Source organism: Desulfitobacterium chlororespirans DSM 11544 (assembly GCF_900143285.1).
Classification (GTDB): Bacteria; Bacillota; Desulfitobacteriia; order Desulfitobacteriales; family Desulfitobacteriaceae; genus Desulfitobacterium; species Desulfitobacterium chlororespirans.
Genome location: NZ_FRDN01000003.1, coordinates 590,018 through 605,897, shown reverse-complemented (window position 1 = coordinate 605,897; position 15,880 = coordinate 590,018). Strand labels below are relative to the sequence as shown.

General features: G+C 46.1%; 16 protein-coding genes. 12 read left to right on the top strand and 4 right to left on the bottom strand.

Translation table 11 applies throughout. The features are described from left to right. The first annotated feature begins 83 nt into the window (after positions 1 to 83). The 3 genes from BUA14_RS02710 (at position 84) to BUA14_RS02700 (ending at position 3,256) form a co-directional block, all read left to right on the top strand. On the top strand, positions 84 to 1,412 hold the full coding sequence (locus tag BUA14_RS02710; protein WP_072771154.1) for an MFS transporter: 1,329 nt from the start codon (positions 84 to 86) through the stop codon (positions 1,410 to 1,412). Positions 1,413 to 1,472: 60 nt separating this feature from the next. After that, entirely contained in the window at positions 1,473 to 2,219 is a 747-nt protein-coding gene (locus tag BUA14_RS02705; RefSeq protein WP_072771153.1) for an aspartate/glutamate racemase family protein, read from the top strand. Between the two features lie 239 nt (positions 2,220 to 2,458). Then, positions 2,459 to 3,256 (top strand): fumarylacetoacetate hydrolase family protein, encoded by a 798-nt coding sequence (locus BUA14_RS02700; RefSeq protein WP_072771152.1) that lies wholly within the window; start codon positions 2,459 to 2,461, stop codon positions 3,254 to 3,256. Positions 3,257 to 3,400: 144 nt separating this feature from the next. Here BUA14_RS02700 and BUA14_RS02695 read toward each other — a convergent pair whose 3' ends face one another. The 4 genes from BUA14_RS02695 to BUA14_RS02680 form a co-directional block, all read right to left on the bottom strand. Then, the gene (locus tag BUA14_RS02695) at positions 3,401 to 4,153 is read right to left on the bottom strand and encodes a maleate cis-trans isomerase family protein (protein ID WP_072771151.1); all 753 of its coding nucleotides are present in this window, start codon (positions 4,151 to 4,153) and stop codon (positions 3,401 to 3,403) included. Between the two features lie 174 nt (positions 4,154 to 4,327). Next, complete coding sequence (locus tag BUA14_RS02690) at positions 4,328 to 4,759, bottom strand: DUF3830 family protein (RefSeq protein WP_072771150.1); 432 nt, start codon at positions 4,757 to 4,759, stop codon at positions 4,328 to 4,330. 88 nt (positions 4,760 to 4,847) lie between these two features. Further along, positions 4,848 to 5,528, bottom strand: coding sequence for a Crp/Fnr family transcriptional regulator (locus BUA14_RS02685; protein WP_072771149.1), 681 nt, complete (start codon positions 5,526 to 5,528; stop codon positions 4,848 to 4,850). 157 nt (positions 5,529 to 5,685) lie between these two features. Then, entirely contained in the window at positions 5,686 to 6,756 is a 1,071-nt protein-coding gene (locus BUA14_RS02680) for a nitrilase-related carbon-nitrogen hydrolase (protein ID WP_072771148.1), read from the bottom strand. A gap of 330 nt (positions 6,757 to 7,086) precedes the next feature. Between BUA14_RS02680 and BUA14_RS02675 the strand changes: the two genes are divergently transcribed. The 9 genes from BUA14_RS02675 to BUA14_RS02635 all read left to right on the top strand — a co-directional run bounded on the left by BUA14_RS02675 (position 7,087) and on the right by BUA14_RS02635 (position 15,826). Continuing rightward, positions 7,087 to 7,716 carry a MarR family winged helix-turn-helix transcriptional regulator gene (locus BUA14_RS02675; RefSeq protein ID WP_072771147.1) on the top strand — a complete coding sequence of 210 codons (630 nt, stop codon included), beginning with the start codon at positions 7,087 to 7,089 and terminating at the stop codon, positions 7,714 to 7,716. Between the two features lie 113 nt (positions 7,717 to 7,829). Further along, positions 7,830 to 9,173 carry an MATE family efflux transporter gene (locus BUA14_RS02670; RefSeq protein ID WP_072771146.1) on the top strand — a complete coding sequence of 448 codons (1,344 nt, stop codon included), beginning with the start codon at positions 7,830 to 7,832 and terminating at the stop codon, positions 9,171 to 9,173. A 220-nt stretch (positions 9,174 to 9,393) separates the two neighbouring features. Further along, the gene (locus tag BUA14_RS02665; RefSeq protein ID WP_072771145.1) at positions 9,394 to 9,660 is read left to right on the top strand and encodes a type II toxin-antitoxin system Phd/YefM family antitoxin; all 267 of its coding nucleotides are present in this window, start codon (positions 9,394 to 9,396) and stop codon (positions 9,658 to 9,660) included. Between the two features lie 242 nt (positions 9,661 to 9,902). Then, a complete protein-coding gene (locus BUA14_RS02660) occupies positions 9,903 to 10,421 on the top strand; it encodes a GNAT family N-acetyltransferase (RefSeq protein WP_072771144.1) in 519 nt (172 codons plus the stop codon). Positions 10,422 to 10,444: 23 nt separating this feature from the next. Beyond that, on the top strand, positions 10,445 to 12,001 hold the full coding sequence (locus BUA14_RS02655) for a PucR family transcriptional regulator (RefSeq protein WP_072771143.1): 1,557 nt from the start codon (positions 10,445 to 10,447) through the stop codon (positions 11,999 to 12,001). A 142-nt stretch (positions 12,002 to 12,143) separates the two neighbouring features. Then, the gene (locus tag BUA14_RS02650; protein ID WP_072771142.1) at positions 12,144 to 13,553 is read left to right on the top strand and encodes an aminomethyltransferase family protein; all 1,410 of its coding nucleotides are present in this window, start codon (positions 12,144 to 12,146) and stop codon (positions 13,551 to 13,553) included. Between the two features lie 196 nt (positions 13,554 to 13,749). Further along, a complete protein-coding gene (locus BUA14_RS02645) occupies positions 13,750 to 14,319 on the top strand; it encodes a cyclodeaminase/cyclohydrolase family protein (protein ID WP_345788625.1) in 570 nt (189 codons plus the stop codon). A 177-nt stretch (positions 14,320 to 14,496) separates the two neighbouring features. Further along, on the top strand, positions 14,497 to 15,108 hold the full coding sequence (locus BUA14_RS02640) for a MarR family winged helix-turn-helix transcriptional regulator (RefSeq protein WP_072771140.1): 612 nt from the start codon (positions 14,497 to 14,499) through the stop codon (positions 15,106 to 15,108). A gap of 142 nt (positions 15,109 to 15,250) precedes the next feature. Beyond that, the gene (locus BUA14_RS02635) at positions 15,251 to 15,826 is read left to right on the top strand and encodes a Uma2 family endonuclease (protein ID WP_072771139.1); all 576 of its coding nucleotides are present in this window, start codon (positions 15,251 to 15,253) and stop codon (positions 15,824 to 15,826) included. Positions 15,827 to 15,880 lie beyond the last annotated feature (54 nt).

The following is a 15,880-nucleotide window of genomic DNA, read 5'->3' as shown; positions in this document are numbered from 1 at the left end:
TGATTCAAAAGGCTTTTTAGAAACCAAAGAGCACTAGCAATTAACCCCCTGCAAATTAAACTGAAAGAAGCGAGGTTAGGAACATGTCGAATGCATCAAAGCAAGATCATGAACCCAAAAACACTCTAGTGGGTAACGTTAAGCGGACAAATGTGCGTTGGTACGTTTTCATTGCTATGTTAGTACTTGTTACAATTAATTATGTTGACCGTGCGGTTTTATCTATTGCTATGCCTGCGATTCAAAAGGACTTAAACTTGGATCCCGCAATTGTCGGAGTTATTCTCAGTTCCTTCTTCTGGGGTTATGCCCTAATGCAAATTCCTTCCGGCTTTCTTCTTGATAGGGTTAATCCCTCAAAGGTAGTCCTTGGCTCGGCGGTGGGCTGGGGAATTGCCCAAACCTTGACCGGTTTTGTAAACAGCGCCGGCTCGCTGATGTTCTTCCGGGTTCTCCTCGGAGTTACGGAAGCGCCGATCATGCCTGCCGGAGCAAAATTGCAGGGTATTTGGCTGCCAAGTAAAGAAAGAGCCAGAGGCGCGACCATCATCGATAGTGGTGCTCCCTTAGGTACAGCTGTCGGGGGACCGATTATTATTGCTTTTATGGCTTGGTTTGGCGGCTGGCGTGGGGCCCTCATCGGCGCCGGTCTGATGACTATTATTCTCGGGGTTATCTGCTATTATATCCTTAAAGGAAATCCGGCCACTCACAAGGGAGTTAATCAGGCTGAACGTGAATATATCCAAACTCATTTGGCTCAAGAGCAGGAAGAAGCTCAGAAAGAAACCAAGACAGAGCTTAAAACATCCACATATTTGTCCAATAAAAGTTTCTGGGGGATGTGCTTAGGCTGGTTCTCCTTCAACACCGTATTCTATGGCCTGTTAACCTGGGGACCAAGTTTCCTCGCTCAGACTCAGGGCATTGATATTAAGGCTATCGGTTTCTCGACACTGCTGATTTTTGGCTGCGGCTTTGTGGGCGAGCTTGTCGGCGGCCAACTCGTTGACAAATGGCGTCAAGTGGGCGGTAAATATAACACGGTGATGAAAACTTGCATCGGCATAGCCGGTCTGGCAACCTCGGCATCCATCTTCCTCCTCACAAGGGCCAGTTCCCTGACGATGGCGATTGTTTTGTTATCCACCGCATTGTTCTTTTTGCGCTGGGCAGGTATCTTCTGGAGTGTTCCGGCAGCCATTGCCCAACGCCACCATGTCGGTGTACTCGGTGGATGCATGAACTTTGCCGGTAATATTGCCGGGGTTATCACTCCGATCTACATCGGTTTAATTGTCAAATTCACAGGATCGTTCCATGCTGGTCTGCTGATCTTCGTTGCGGCAGGTGTCCTCCTTGCTATTGCCGGTGCGCTCATCAACTATGAAAAGAAAATCGGTGTTGTTTGAGTGGAGCCCCTGGCGGACTAAGTGAGGTATGTCCTGGAGAAGAAAGGAGAGTGAAAGATAATGCGGATTTTAGTTATAAATCCCAATATTTCTGAAATCGTTACCAATCTTATAGCTCAGGAGTCAAGGCGTGTAGCTTCGCCGGGAACTGAATTGCTGTTTGCAACAGCACCTTTTGGCGTAGAGTATATTGAAACTCGTATGGAGGCTCTTATCGGCGGGTATGCTGCAGCGTGTGTTGCAGCTGAACGCCAGGGGGAATATGACGGGGTAATTATTGACGCCTTTGGCGATCCCGGACTCTTGGGCATCAAAGAAATGCTCAACGTTCCCGTGGTGGGGATGACGGAAGCGGCTTTGGCATCGGCCTGCCTTTTAGGTCAGCGCTTTTCCATTATTGCTATTTCTTCGCGGATTAAGGCATGGTATCTGGAAACTGTGGAACGCAGTCACCTGACCACTCGTCTGGCCAGTATACGGTCTTTGAATGATACGCTGCGGAGCATCGGTACGGTACAGGAAGATCATGCCAAACGCTTAAAAGAGCTGGCGCTCGAGGCGGTTGAGAAAGATGGCGCTGACGTGATCATACTGGCGGGAGCGCCTTTGGCAGGTCTTGCCCGCAGTCTTGAAGGTCAGTTGCCGGTGCCGGTAGTGGACGGAGTGTCCAGCGCAGTGCGTCATTGCGAATCGCTGATTGCGCTGAATCCCGGCTATGCGGTGCAAGGAAGCTTCGCTCAACCTCCCCTGAAACCCAATAAGGGATTGCCGGCAGCTCTGGCCGCACTATTGGATCGCACACGCTGATGTCAGTAAGGGATTCTGGCATACTTTTGCCGGAATCCTTTGCCACGGCTGGGGAAGCACCGTATAGGCCGGTGTGCCGGCAGCGATATGATAAAAAGCTAAGATCATGGGAACTGGCCCGAAGCGCTAAGTGCTGGGGTAAACTGTTCGATGCAAAACAAGTCGTAAAATTGACTGGAACAGGCGGTGTTCAGGGCAGCCCTTGTACACACTCCTCTTCCGCGTGCAGGGGGTATCCGATGGAACGGTACGTTCGTTTTAATAATGGTATTAAGATTTGCTTTGGATTAGTTAAAGGAGATAGAGTTGTGGAGCTGAGCGGTGAGGAGCTTGCTGATTTTAAAGAATCCGGAATAGAGCATGAGCTTTCCGCCCTTAAGCTATTGGCCCCTTGTCACCCTACGAAAGCGGTCTGTGTTGGGCTTAATTATAAAGACACAGTCCTCGAGCCAGGAGCACAATGGCCTAAGGAACCTCTTTTATTTATCAAGCCATCAACAAGCGTTGCAGATCCTGGAGATGATATTATCAAATGGGCAATGGCGGAGGAGTTGGCTTTTGAAGCGGAGCTGGCTGTTGTCATAGGAAAGAAGGCGCACCTGGTGTCCGAAGCGGAAGCTCACGACTATATCTGGGGGTATACGATTGCCAATGACGTAACGGCAAAGGATCTGCAGAAGGCCGACATCCTCTGGACCCGCGCCAAGTCCTTCGATACGTTTCTCCCTTTGGGGCCCTGGATCGTCAGTGGAATTAATGCCGATAATTTAATGATTACTTCTTCGGTAAACGGTCAGGAAAAGCAAAAAGGTACTACTGCCGATTTAATTTTCGGCATAGAGTACCTGGTAAGCTTTATTTCTCACATTACAACGTTGTTGCCGGGAGATATTATCTTGACAGGTACACCTGGCGGCTATGGTTCATCCCTAGATGTTAATGATAAAGTTGAAATTGAAATATCAGAAATCGGCAAATTAGTGAACACTTGTAAAGTAAGCTCAGAAAGCTGGAGTCTGGCGCCACGCCATAAATAGCATGTATTTAAATAGCGATTAACCAGACGGCGAAAGTCCGTTGTGGGGATAGGTAGCGACCAGCCATGGGCTCAAGGGTCCATGGCGAGGTGCATGAAAAAGGCGAATTCTTCAGGAATTCGCCTTTTTCATTGGGACAGCCGGTTATTTCCCCGCGAATAATCTACCCCAGCCTTTAACGACGCCAGGATCGACGCCGACCATTTTTAAGGTTTTCCAGACAGTAACTGCGGTACTATCGTAGACGGTAAGGCCATAATCTCTTTCCAGTTGTTCAATCTGCCAGGTGGAGCGTAAGTTGGTGCAAATGATGCTGATCCCATCAGCGGGATCAACGCTGACTTCTTTACACATCCTATCAATTTGTTCCGGCGTGACTAAACTGAAAGAACGGTTGACAGTTTGATTCAAGCCGCGGGAGTTAATGACCTGGTAACCGCATTTTTCCTCAAATTGTTTAGCGATGAGCTCATCGATAGCCGGGATATAGGGTGTAACCATGTGGAGAGTCTTGACCTTGTTTTCCTCGAAGGCTTCCAGCATAGCCAGCATGGAGGTGGTTGCCGGGATCCCCGTTGCTTCGGTAATTTTCTCACATACCATCCTGTCGAATTCGAAGCCCGTCCAACCCCCTGAGGTTCCGTTCCAGGCAATGGCGTCCACGTCGGCATGAGCGAGAAATTCTGAGGCACGCAGAAAAGGATCGAGATCAAACTGAGATAAGGCGTCTTTTTCCAAAGAAATCTTTGTCACCTCTAAACGTGAATAGTGCATGGTGACAAGAGCCTCCAGACCGGAAACCATTCTCGAGCAGATAGGCTCCAGGGCTGTGTTTGAAGATGGGGTCAGCATTCCAATCTTCTTTTGTTCTGCAGGATCAAACATAGTTTTTGGCATGTGAGTATCCCTCCATTTGAAAATAGCGGGTCGCAGTGCCGGTATATGAATAAACCGACATGCGACAGTCGCTTGTCGACAATATTTGATATATGTTTTCGCCGTTTCTTTTCGAAATCCTCTTTTGTTTTTGATGTTTCTGAATATTTTCTGTAAGCTTTTTCGCCATTTGCCTTAATGGATTCCAGCAGTGGGATAATCTTCAACGAGTATGTCCTGGGCCCCTTGCCAGAGAACAATTTGGCCTAATTTCCCCAAGTTTTCATGCCCTTCGATGATCGTTAAGAAATGGTTTCCGGCTAATTGCCCTATTTTACTTGAAAAACAAGACCCTCCATAAGGGATGAAAATCTCTGTTTCACTGATATCACCCGGATATAAAAGGATCTCCCCTTTGGCAGGATGGCTGGTAGGGTTTTCATAGCCCACCCCTAATTTGAAATCGCCTAAGGGAACCCAAACGGCCTCACCGCTCCAGCGGACATGGATGAGCTTGTTTTGGAAGGGCAGAAGCTTTTTGAATGCCGCACAAGTTTGGGGGGCGTCTTTTTCCTCAAAGCGTGCCACGAAGTGAAATCCACCGGCAGTAATCTTTACCAAATTCATAACTTATCGACCTCCATAAATAAAGATAAGGTTACTACAACATCCTCATTTTTTCAATATCATTCTCCGACCATCAGGGACCCTCTGGTTATGTCTGACTCTTATGAGCATACTTGTTGAGCCCCGCTGTATCCAGAATGCGTATTTCTCCTCGTCTAAGCTGGATCAGGCCTTTATGGGCAAATTCGTTAAGATAGGTCGTTACCCTGGAACGTGCTGTGCCAATAAAATGGGCCAATTCCTCATGGGTAATCATCAGGCAGTTATCGTTGTTTTTACTGGTAAAGATACCATAGTGTTTGAAATCCAGCAATAATCTGGCCAGCCGGTACTCGATTTTTTGCGTGGATAAATCTTCAGCTTGTAAGGTAGTCCACCTTAATTTAACGCCGATGGATTGAATAATCGATAGAGCAATGTCCGGATAGGTATAGATAAGCTCCTTCGTCTTATTCCCGGAAATGGCGACGATTTCAACATGGGTGAGAGCGGTTGCGGAAACCATGCGCGGGCCTTGGTCCAGGGTTTCTGTTTCCCCGAACAGCGCAGGGGCAACAAGGATGCCGAAGATTTTTTCACCTCCCTCGGAGAAAAAGCTGGAGACTTTAACTTTGCCTTTCTTTAGGCAAATAAGTCCGTTGCTGGGTTGATCCTTCTCGAAGACAAATTCTCCTTTTTGATAATGCCTTGGTATCCCACTGCTTAAGAGGATATTCCACAGGTTTGTATCCGTGGGCTGAGAATAGATATTGGGAATGATGTAATTCATGATCGTACCCCCAATCATTGCGTTACAATCATATTGTACAATAATAATGGGAAGCAGAAGGTTAATTCTTAGAAAAAATATAAAGGGAGGATAGTTTCGGGATTTGCCCCGAAGCTATCCTCCTTTAAGTTTATAGAGTCATAACGGAGAGCACTGGCTACTTTTTAGAACGAGCGGATTCGACCCAGATGCCGCGTTCGATTAATTGTCTGATATGCTGACGGTAAATTTCGTGAGTGTCTTTGTGTTTGAGGGGAGCGCGATCCAGGCAAAGGTTCTTGGCAAAGAGGGGTTCTTCGTAAATGAGCTTAAATTGCTCAGTACGCAAGTCCTTCATCCAGTTGCCGAAGAGGGAGCGTTCGCGGTATTCTCTCAGGGACTCAACATCGATAATCGCTCCGGCATAGGAACTGCCTGAACCATACTTATGGTTGGAAATTACTTCGCCATGATGATTGACGATCATGGATTGGCCGCCAAAGGTGTCAACAGACAGCTCGGCTGCCTGGGAGGGATAATAGGTGGCGACATTAGGTGCCACCACATAGCAGGTATTATCCAAAGCCCGGGCTCTGTTTTGAAGTTCCCACCAGCCGTTGGCTGCGGCCGGTTCAGGAGCGCTGGACCGGTAGATGATTTCCGCACCATTCATGGCAAGCCCCCGGGCCGGCTCAGGGTAATCTCCTTCCTGGCATACCAGGAGGCCGATTCTGCCGATTTCCGTGTCAGCTACGGAGTAGAAAGAATCTAATTTATAGCCATAAAGCTCTATCCATTTGTCCCACACATCATGAGGAACGGTGGAATGCTCCTGGCAGAAAACCTGCATTTTGTAACTTTGCAGAATGACTTCGCCTTTCGGATCAATCAAAAAAGCTGAATTAAAGAAGCGGCCGGGAAACTCAGGGTGCTTCACTTTGGCCTGAGCTATCAGGTAGGCATTGTATTCCTTGGCTTTTTTGCCAAGGAGTTCTGTCTCTTCACCAGGAATATCAATAGCCATATGATCGACATAGTGTTGGTGATCCCAATCGAATAATTCATCGGTAAATCCTTGCAGTGCGCCTTCAGGAATAGTAATGAGTCTTACCGGCATTTCAATTCCGCTTAACCATACTGCGGCATCGATGACATCTGAGATATGGGCAATATTCCGTTTGATATCCTCCCTTTTTTCCGCACCGCGCATGGTAGGCTGGATGGCTAAGGCCATATACTGCTCAATCATTGATATTACCTCCTTGTACACTTCTTGGATTTAGATTAGCACAAGGGTTTTATCTATGTATGTTACAATAGTAACAGTTGTCTAAATTTTCTTGAATTAGATTCGGCATAAGTTTCAAAAAACATAGATTTGTTTCGGTGTACAGTCCGAAAGGACTGTTGGCCGGCAAAATCCAATTATAACGGAGGCCATCCCAAATGAATTTTACATGATGAAAAAATAAAGGGTACCTTCATAATTGTATTGACAAATTACTAAGGTACCTTTTATACTTATGAATAGTAAGGTCCCTTCTGATGGGTTTAATACAAATATATTGAGGTGTATACAATGGAAACAAAGAACTTTGACCTAATTATGCAGCTTACACGTGTCGAGTGGTTACTTCATCGATATCATCAGCAAAACCATATGAATTTTGGCCCTATGGGCGATCCGCGCAGAGGGCAGGGCAGAGTGTTGGCAATCCTTAAGATGCAGCCGGAAATCAGCCAAAAAGAATTATCGTATCTCTTGGACATGAGACCACAATCCTTAGGAGAGCTTCTTTCCAAACTGGAGAAAAACGAGTATATTACACGTACACCATCAGAAAGCGACCGCCGGGTCATGAATGTCAGGCTTACCAAAAAGGGAATTGAGGCAACTGAGTCAGCTGAGGAATTCAGCTTCGATCATCTCTTTGGATGCCTGAGTGGAGAAGAACAAAAGAGTTTGAGCGGTTATCTTGACCGTATCATCGCGACACTGGAAGCAGAACTGGGCGATGAACAGCTTGCAGCAGATTTTGACCCGCGCCTTCATAGGGGCAATCCATTTGACGATCATTTGGGCGGACATCCCCATTGGGGAAGCGATAGAGATTATCCAGATGATAGGCGATTTGGTCCCCGGTCCGGAATGAGTCGAGGTCATGGAGGACGCCCTGCTCCATCACTAGATAAGCAGGACGAAGAATAATCCATATTAGGATAGCATGGTATAAAGGCGCTGCGGAAAAACAACCGTTTTAAACAGTGCCTTATTTTTTTGCGCTAATTTTTGCGGATATATTGCCCGAAAGGAGTTTTAACATGGAAAATACAAATCAAGAATCCCTTTACTATCTGGAAAAAGCACCTGTTTCCAAGGCAATAATGCATATGGTTCTGCCCATGATGCTGAGTTTTATTGCCACCCTTATTTACAATATCACAGATGCCTTTTTTATCGGTAAACTTAACAACACAGCCATGATGGCAGCAGTAACCTTAGCATTGCCATTTTCATCGCTGTTGATGGCCTTTGGTCATTTGTTTGGAGTGGGTGCCGGAACTTATATATCGAGACTTTTGGGTGAGGACAATACCGACAGCGCCCAAAAGGTTTGTTCTGTAAACCTCTGGTCATCACTACTCGCCGGTATCATCTTTATGGCGATATGCCTGCCGCTGATCTCACCGCTTTTGCAGCTTCTAGGAGCAAAGTGTGACACATTGCTGTACACAAAGAATTTTATTTGGGTGTTTATTATGGGTGCTCCATTCGTTATTGCCAATTTTTCGCTGGAGGAAACGGTTCGCGCTGAGGGAGCAGCCACTGCCTCTATGATCGGTATGATATCCGGCATTATCATCAACATCATACTTAACCCTATTTTCATTTTTGTTCTTCACATGAACGTCATGGGTTCCGCACTGGCATCTGTTATTGGCAACATGGTCTCTGTTGCTTGGTTTATTTATTATCTGCAAAAGAAAAGCACGGTTCAGAGTGTGTCGATCAAAGAGTTCAAGCCTACTAAAGAGATGTATAAAACTATTTTTAAAGTTGGTATTTCTGCTTTTCTGCTTGATGGTTTTATGGTCATTACCAGTTTGCTCTTCAATAATTACTCCATTCTCTATGGTGACAATGTTGTTGCGGGATTTGGTATCTCCCAAAGAGTTATTCAAATTGTGGACTTTGTAGGCATGAGCTTTTCAATGGGGGCTGTGCCATTGATTGCCTATGCCTATTCAGCAAAAAATCAAGAGCGTCTCATGGAAATTATCAGAACGACCGTGGTATATATGTTGAGTATCATATTGGGTTTGTCCGCAATTCTTTTTGTACTCAGGGCACAGGTCATTGGCATCTTTAGTATTGATTCTGAGGTCATCGCCATTGGTCAAACCATTCTCTTCGCACAGCTTTGCTCCACTGTCTTTGCCAGTCTAGCCGCACTTTTTACAGGCGTCTTTCAAGCATTCGGAACAGCTGTGCAAGCTACTGTTATGTCCATGATAAGGGGGATTGTGTTTATTCCTATTTTGATTTTCGGGAATTTACTATTTGCCGTAAAGGGTGTTATTTGGGCTATGACAATTTCCGAGGGGCTCACCTGTATAGTAGGACTCATTCTCTGGCTCGGAGTAAGGAAGAGCTTGCAAGGATAGATAGACTGCCGCCAAGGCTGCTTGCATCCCAAATAGTATATCAAGGCAACATTTGAGCTGCATCTAAGGATATCTACGGTGAACATTACGGAGATACTGAAAAATCCACTGAGAGTAAGAGAAGTTGAATGATTAAAAAGGACATAGTCTAAAATTATCATAGCTTTTACTGAAGTTAAGATAAAATAATAATATTATTATGATAGGACTATGCTAAAGTATAATTCATATTAGATCTGTTTCAGATTTAAGAAATAAGTTTCCAGAAATAGAAAATATAGTTGTTAAAGAGGGGGAGCCTGTTTATTTGACGAAAAACGGTTATGGCTCAATGGTCGTGTTAAGTCTGGAGAAATATGCGGAATTAACTGATGATATTGAGCTGAAACTTGATGAAGCGGATAAACAGGCGGATTCAACGGTTAGTCGTTATACCCACAATGAAGTTTTTTCAAGGGTGAAAGAGAGAATCAACGATGGAAGGTGAATATTCTTTAAGATATATTCTACAAAGGCCGGAACACAGTGAATCTTTTGAAATAAGCCACTGGACAGCTAAATTTTGGACCCGATATAAGATACGCTGCCGCCAAGGGCCATCAGGCTTAAGCGGTATCTTTTTTATATCTTCAAGGCATGTTGGGAGTATAATTGGGATGACGTATAGTAACGTTTGTCGATTCGTACCGAGGGAGAATCAAAATTAAATAAAGAAAGGTTAAACGCCTTATGATTTTAGAAACGGCAAGATTGATTTTAATGACCCAGGAGGATTTCCCGACGCTTTACAAGATTCTTCAGGATGACGAGGTGATGTATGCCTATGAGGGAGCCTTCAGTCTGATTGAATCTCAAGTATGGTTGGACAGGCAGATCGAGCGTTACCGCAAAGATGGGTTTGGTCTCTGGGCAGTTGTTTTGAAGGAAAGCGGAGAAATGATCGGCCAGTGCGGCTTGACGATGCAGGGGTATAAGAGTGGTCAAGTCCTGGAAGTGGGTTATCTGTTCCAGAAAGAGAGCTGGCACCAAGGCTACGCCACCGAAGCGGCAATCGCCTGTAAGGAATACGCTTTTAAGGAGCTGGGGGCTCAGGAAGTGTATTCAATCATTCGTGACAGCAATATTCCCTCCCAAAACGTGGCCAAACGGAATGGCATGACCTGCATCGATGAGATGGTTAAACATTACCGGGGTGTGGATATGCCCCACTTGGTTTATTGCGTTAAGGCTCAACAGCAGAACAACTGAGTTGTTGTGAAGGGCGGTGGATTATGAAGCTTAATTTAGCGGTATTTGCTTATCACTTAGCTGATTATGCCCCAAGGCTTTATGATTCGGATGTGCATGGGTTAGGGGTCGCGGATGTGCGATTTTTAGACAGACAGGAAACATTCCTGTCTGAGTCTGTGTACATCGGTACGTGGGATAAGTTACAAGCGCTGATCAAACCTCCTTGCTATGCCGTATGTATCGGTAGGGATGAAACCACAGACCGATGGCTGGAGGAGCATGGGGTGAAGGCCCTGATGCTGGACTCCGAAGTTGAATTGAATGAAGTCTTTGAAAGGCTTCAGGATATTTTCCAGCATTACAACCGCTTGGAGTCTGAATTGCTGGAGGCCGTTTTAGGTAAAGAGCCCTTGAATACATTGCTGAATATCTGTGCAAGATTCTTTGCTAATCCGACCTTTATCACCGATGCTGCCTTATGTTTAGTCGCAGCCTGCGATAATTTTGCCCACCCGGAGACAGATCGAGCCTGGCAAGAGACCGTGGAATCAGGACGATCAAGTTCAGAACTGCTCTTGCTTATGAAGCGAAAAAAGCTGACCAACCTCCTCAATACTTCCCGAAAAGCGGAATTTGTCAATGTAGGCGAAAACTATGCGAAGATCATCTGCACCAACTATTTTGATCAGGAAGTGAGGATTGCCACGTTTACCGTCAGTGAGGCGTACACACCCCTGAGCCCCCTGCAGGCAGGTCTTGTCGACCATGTGGCAAAGCTGCTGACCGCAGAGGTCAGGAAACAGCACAAGGCATCCTCCCGTTACCTGTCTGCGATTCGCAGTACTATCAGCAATCTGCTTCATGGTCAAAAAATTGATGGAGCTATCCTGAAAACCAATTTTGCCCACATCGGCTGGACCGACCAAGAGGATTACCGGCTTCTGAAAATCCCTTTGACTGCCGCCGAACTGGCGGACGGCACGGCCGGTCATAACCGGAAAATCTATGAAAGCATCTTCCCCCACTATGTTTCCCTGGATCTGAATGAGGTGCTGCTCCTGGTCATCCGCTGCGCCAAGGATCCGGAAACAGACAAACATCGTTTTACTGAACTGAAAAAACATCTTAAGAATGAAAATGCCGGCTGCGGCGTCAGCAAAACCTTTCATGATTTTGACATGCTGGGCGAGGAATACAAGCTTGCCAATGCAGCTCTGGAAATCGGCAGCTGGAAATATCCTAAGGAAGCCCTTTACTTCTATGAGGATATGATGCTGGAACATCTTTTCAGTGAAGGCAGCCGTATTTTTAATCTGCGCTCCTTATGCCACGATGCGGTGCTGCGGATCGCCGAGCATGATCAGCAGAATAAGGGCAGCCTGCTGCAGACCCTGAAGGTTTACCTGCTGCAAGAAAAAAGTCTGCTTGCCGCCTCTCAGGAGCTGCATATTCATCGCAATACTCTGGTTTACCGTCTAAGCAAAATTGAGCAGATCAGCGGCCTGGATTTAAATTCGCCGCTGATCCGCCTGCAGGGGATCTTATCCTGTCTGATCCTGGAATATCTGGATGGATTGGAAAAGAAAGCTCCTGATTGATGAAGGATTGTACCGGGAGGACAAATTGAAGCCCTTGTTTTAGTACCGCCGGCACATTGTTTGGAGCCTTGTTGCTATCTATAGTTAGAAATAAGCAGAAAGCGCTAAAAAACAATGAAGTGTGAAAAAGGGGGTACTTAACATGAGTTCAGACGACCAAAGAGCACAATTTCAAGTGGTTACCGGCAATGAGAGTCCCGCTATTTATCATCAGTTCAGCCCGGCCCTGGAAACAGCAACCCTGCTGTTCCAGATGGCGCCCGGCCTTCTTGTACCTTATGAATTCGGCGGTGTCGACTATGAAATCGATGGTTACAGAAAGAGTGCCTGGATTGGCACAACGCTGATGATCAGTCCTATTTATGATGTGGTTGGACCGGATGCGGTTAAGTTCTTAAACTCGATCTGTGTGAATGATTTTACCAATTTGACCACCAAAGGATTAAGGCATGCGGTCATCTGCAATGAGCAAGGCCAGGTTTTAACGGACGGTGTTGTGATTCGGATTGGTGAAGACAGATACCGTACCTATTGGCTGAATCCCCCGATCGATTACTTTTTGAAAACCAGTGGGATGAATGTGGCTGGTGAAGATCTGAGCGGGACTGAATACTTCATTCAGATTGCCGGTGAACGATCTTTGGAAATTCTGGAGGATGCCTTTGCGGCGGATCTTCATGATATCAAGTTTGCCACCCACCGCAAGGCGGTCATGGACGGAAAAGAAGTGGAAATTATCCGTCTCGGCATGTCAGGGAACCTTGCATATGAAATCCATGGACCCATGGCTGAATTTGACGAAGTATATCGTAAAGTCTGGAACAGCGGTCAGAAGTTCGGTGCACGGAAGTTAGGAATGCATGCCTATAACCTGTTTAATCATACAGAAGCCGGGTTCCCCAATATCCATCTTCATTATCCTCTTCCCTGGTTCGAATCAGGGGAGGATATGGCCAAGTATATGCTGGCCAACCCTCAATATTCTATGTACAACCTCAACCGCAAGCTGGTAGGAAGCGTGGGTGAGGAGCTGCAAGCCCGTTTTGTGACTCCTTATGATGTGGGCTGGGGGTTCCTGGTCAAATTCAACCACGAGTTCAGAGGCCGCAAAGCCCTGGAGAAGATAGCCGATAACCCTCCCCGTACTGCTGTAACCCTGGAATGGAGTGGTGATGACGTAGGCGCGGTGTTTGCAACCCAGTTCAAACCCGGTGAAGAAGCCTGCGAAAGCATAGGGGCTGAGTCGGAAGGGGTGTTCACAAGCAATACTTTCAGAGGTGAGGCGGCTTATCGTGCCGACCGTGTTCTTTACAACGGTAAAGATATCGGCATCAGCTCCGGCCGAATCGTTTCTTATCACTACAACAGCATGATTTCGCTGGGTTTCATTGATCCGGCCTATGCCAAAGAGGGTACCGAATTGACTCTGATTTGGGGTACTCCGGGGACCCGGCAGATGAATATCCGCGTCAAGGTGGCCAGATTCCCCTATAATGGAGATTTCATCAGAAACGAGAATAAGGATGTGGAGGAAATACCCCGTCATAATTAGATTACGGCAAATAACTTGAACCCGGTTCCGAATGGGACCGGGTTTTGCGTCGACAGGCAGTCGCACCGCCTTGTTTAGTTCAGCTTAAGGACTGGAAAAATTTTCGTGAGCAATCCAGGTGTAGGGAAACCAGAGTTGGAAAAAATACCATAGAGAGATGAAGTTGGCGAACTTAAATTAGAGATGGGGTGAGAGTATTCTTTTTGACGAAACCATAAATGTCTTTTTGGAAAAAGTTGCCTTGCTGCCGTCTACACCTGCAGGCGGAAGTGTGGCCGCGTTAAATGCCGCATCCGCCGCGGCGCTGGCAGAAATGGCCTCCAGATTGACGGCTGATAAAATGGAAGATGGGGCACTGGCCAAAGAACTGAAAGGGATGGCAGAAGTATTCCATAGTTACAGAGTAAAATTTACCGATGCCATTGATGAGGATGCCAAAGTATTTTCAGAAGTTTTAAGTGCTTATAAACTGGCAGCGGATTGTGCTGAGAACCGCAAAATAAGGGATGAAAAAATCCAGGAAAGCTATAAGAAAGCTGTAGTCGTACCTATCAAACTGGCGGAAGACATCTGGGCAATGATGCAGTTGATCAAAATGCAGCATCATTATATTGGTGACAGCTATATTACGGATTCTGCCCAGGCCTATATGCTGGCGGAGACTGCCTTGAAGTCTTTGATCTATCATATAAAATCAAATCTTATTTATATTCGGGATAACGAATTCACGGAAAAAATCGAAGGGGTTTTGGAGCAATTTGAATAAGCGGGCAAAAGGCAGAGTGGAATGAAACGATGACTTAAAGCGCTTACGATAGAGAGGCGCTTTTTTTAAAAAAATATTTAGTCAGGTACTTGACGTATTGGGTGACTGTTGCTAAAATATAGTCAGGTACTTGACTATAGTGCCTCAAAAATAAAATCAATAACGGGGGTGCATCACATGGGTGAAACAAAAAAAGAGATATTAGGACGGTTCATGCGTTTGCAAGGGTTATTGCATCGCTATCAGGCACAGAACTTTATGAATTTCGGGCCTTGGGGTAATCCGCAAAGAGGACAGGGAAGGGTTCTTGCCCTGTTGAAGCTGAAGCCTGAAATCAGCCAAAAGGAATTGACTTACTTGCTGGATATGAGCAAGCAGGGGCTGGCGGAACTCTTAAATAAGCTGGAGAAAAATGAATTCATTACCCGCGAAACATCGGAAGAAGACCGGCGCAGTGTCAACATCAAGCTGACCGAGAAAGGTGCTGCTGTTGCCAGTGAGATAGGCGATATGCCACAGGAATTGGAAAAATTGTTTGATGTCTTAAATGACGAGGAACTGGCCAATCTCAGCGACTATCTCAAGCGCATCACTGAGCGGCTTGAGGAACAGTTTACAGATGGCGATGGGGACTTGCGCAAGCATATGATGGAGAAATTCATGAAGTATCATCCTCACCATGGCCGCAACTTTGGCGGACACAGGGGTGATTTCCACGGCTTTTATGGAGGCGTATTTCCCCACAGACGAGGTGGCAGACGCGATGATGACGGCGAGAGAGAAGAATAATAAGACCATATGGAGCGGGTTGCAATGAAAGTAGAGAAGGCCGTGGAATAACTTTAGCTTCACCAAAGCAGCATGGGATGGTATAATATGTTAAAATAGGTCGGCTTTCCGTAGTACCTTCCAAGAAAAGGTGGGGGCAGTTATGAAGTTACACCGAGAAGATAAGAAATATACTTACTCTGACTATCTTACCTGGCCGGACTACGAGCGGTGGGAGATATATGAGGGAGTTCCTTCTCTGCAATCAGCTCCCACTTGGCAGCATCAGGCGATAGCGAGAGAGCTTTTAACACAGTTCAATGTTTTTTTGAAAGGTAACTCTTGTCAAGTGTTTGCGGCACCTTTTGACTTAAGGCTTCCGGAAGGCAACCAGAAGGATGAAGAGACCACCTTTGTAGTCCAGCCGGATCTAGTGGTCATTTGTGATAAAAAAGGCCTCAGAGGAACCGGCTATTACGGAACACCTGCTTTAATTATCGAGATTTCTTCTCCTGCCACAGCAAGAAATGATAAAGTATTGAAGTTTAATCGCTATGAAAGGGCGGGGGTCCGGGAATACTGGATTGTGGAGCCGGAGGGGAAATTTATCAGCGTTTTTACCCTGCAGGAAAACGGGCGTTTTGGCAGACCTGAAGTTTACACGGAGGAGTCCAAAGTCCGGGTCACCGTTTTTCCGGAGCTGGTCGTTGATTTAGGTTTAGTTTTCGAAGGAATGTGAATGTTTAGAGCTTCAATTAGCTCTTCAAGCTTAGTTTCAAATCCCTCACTACTG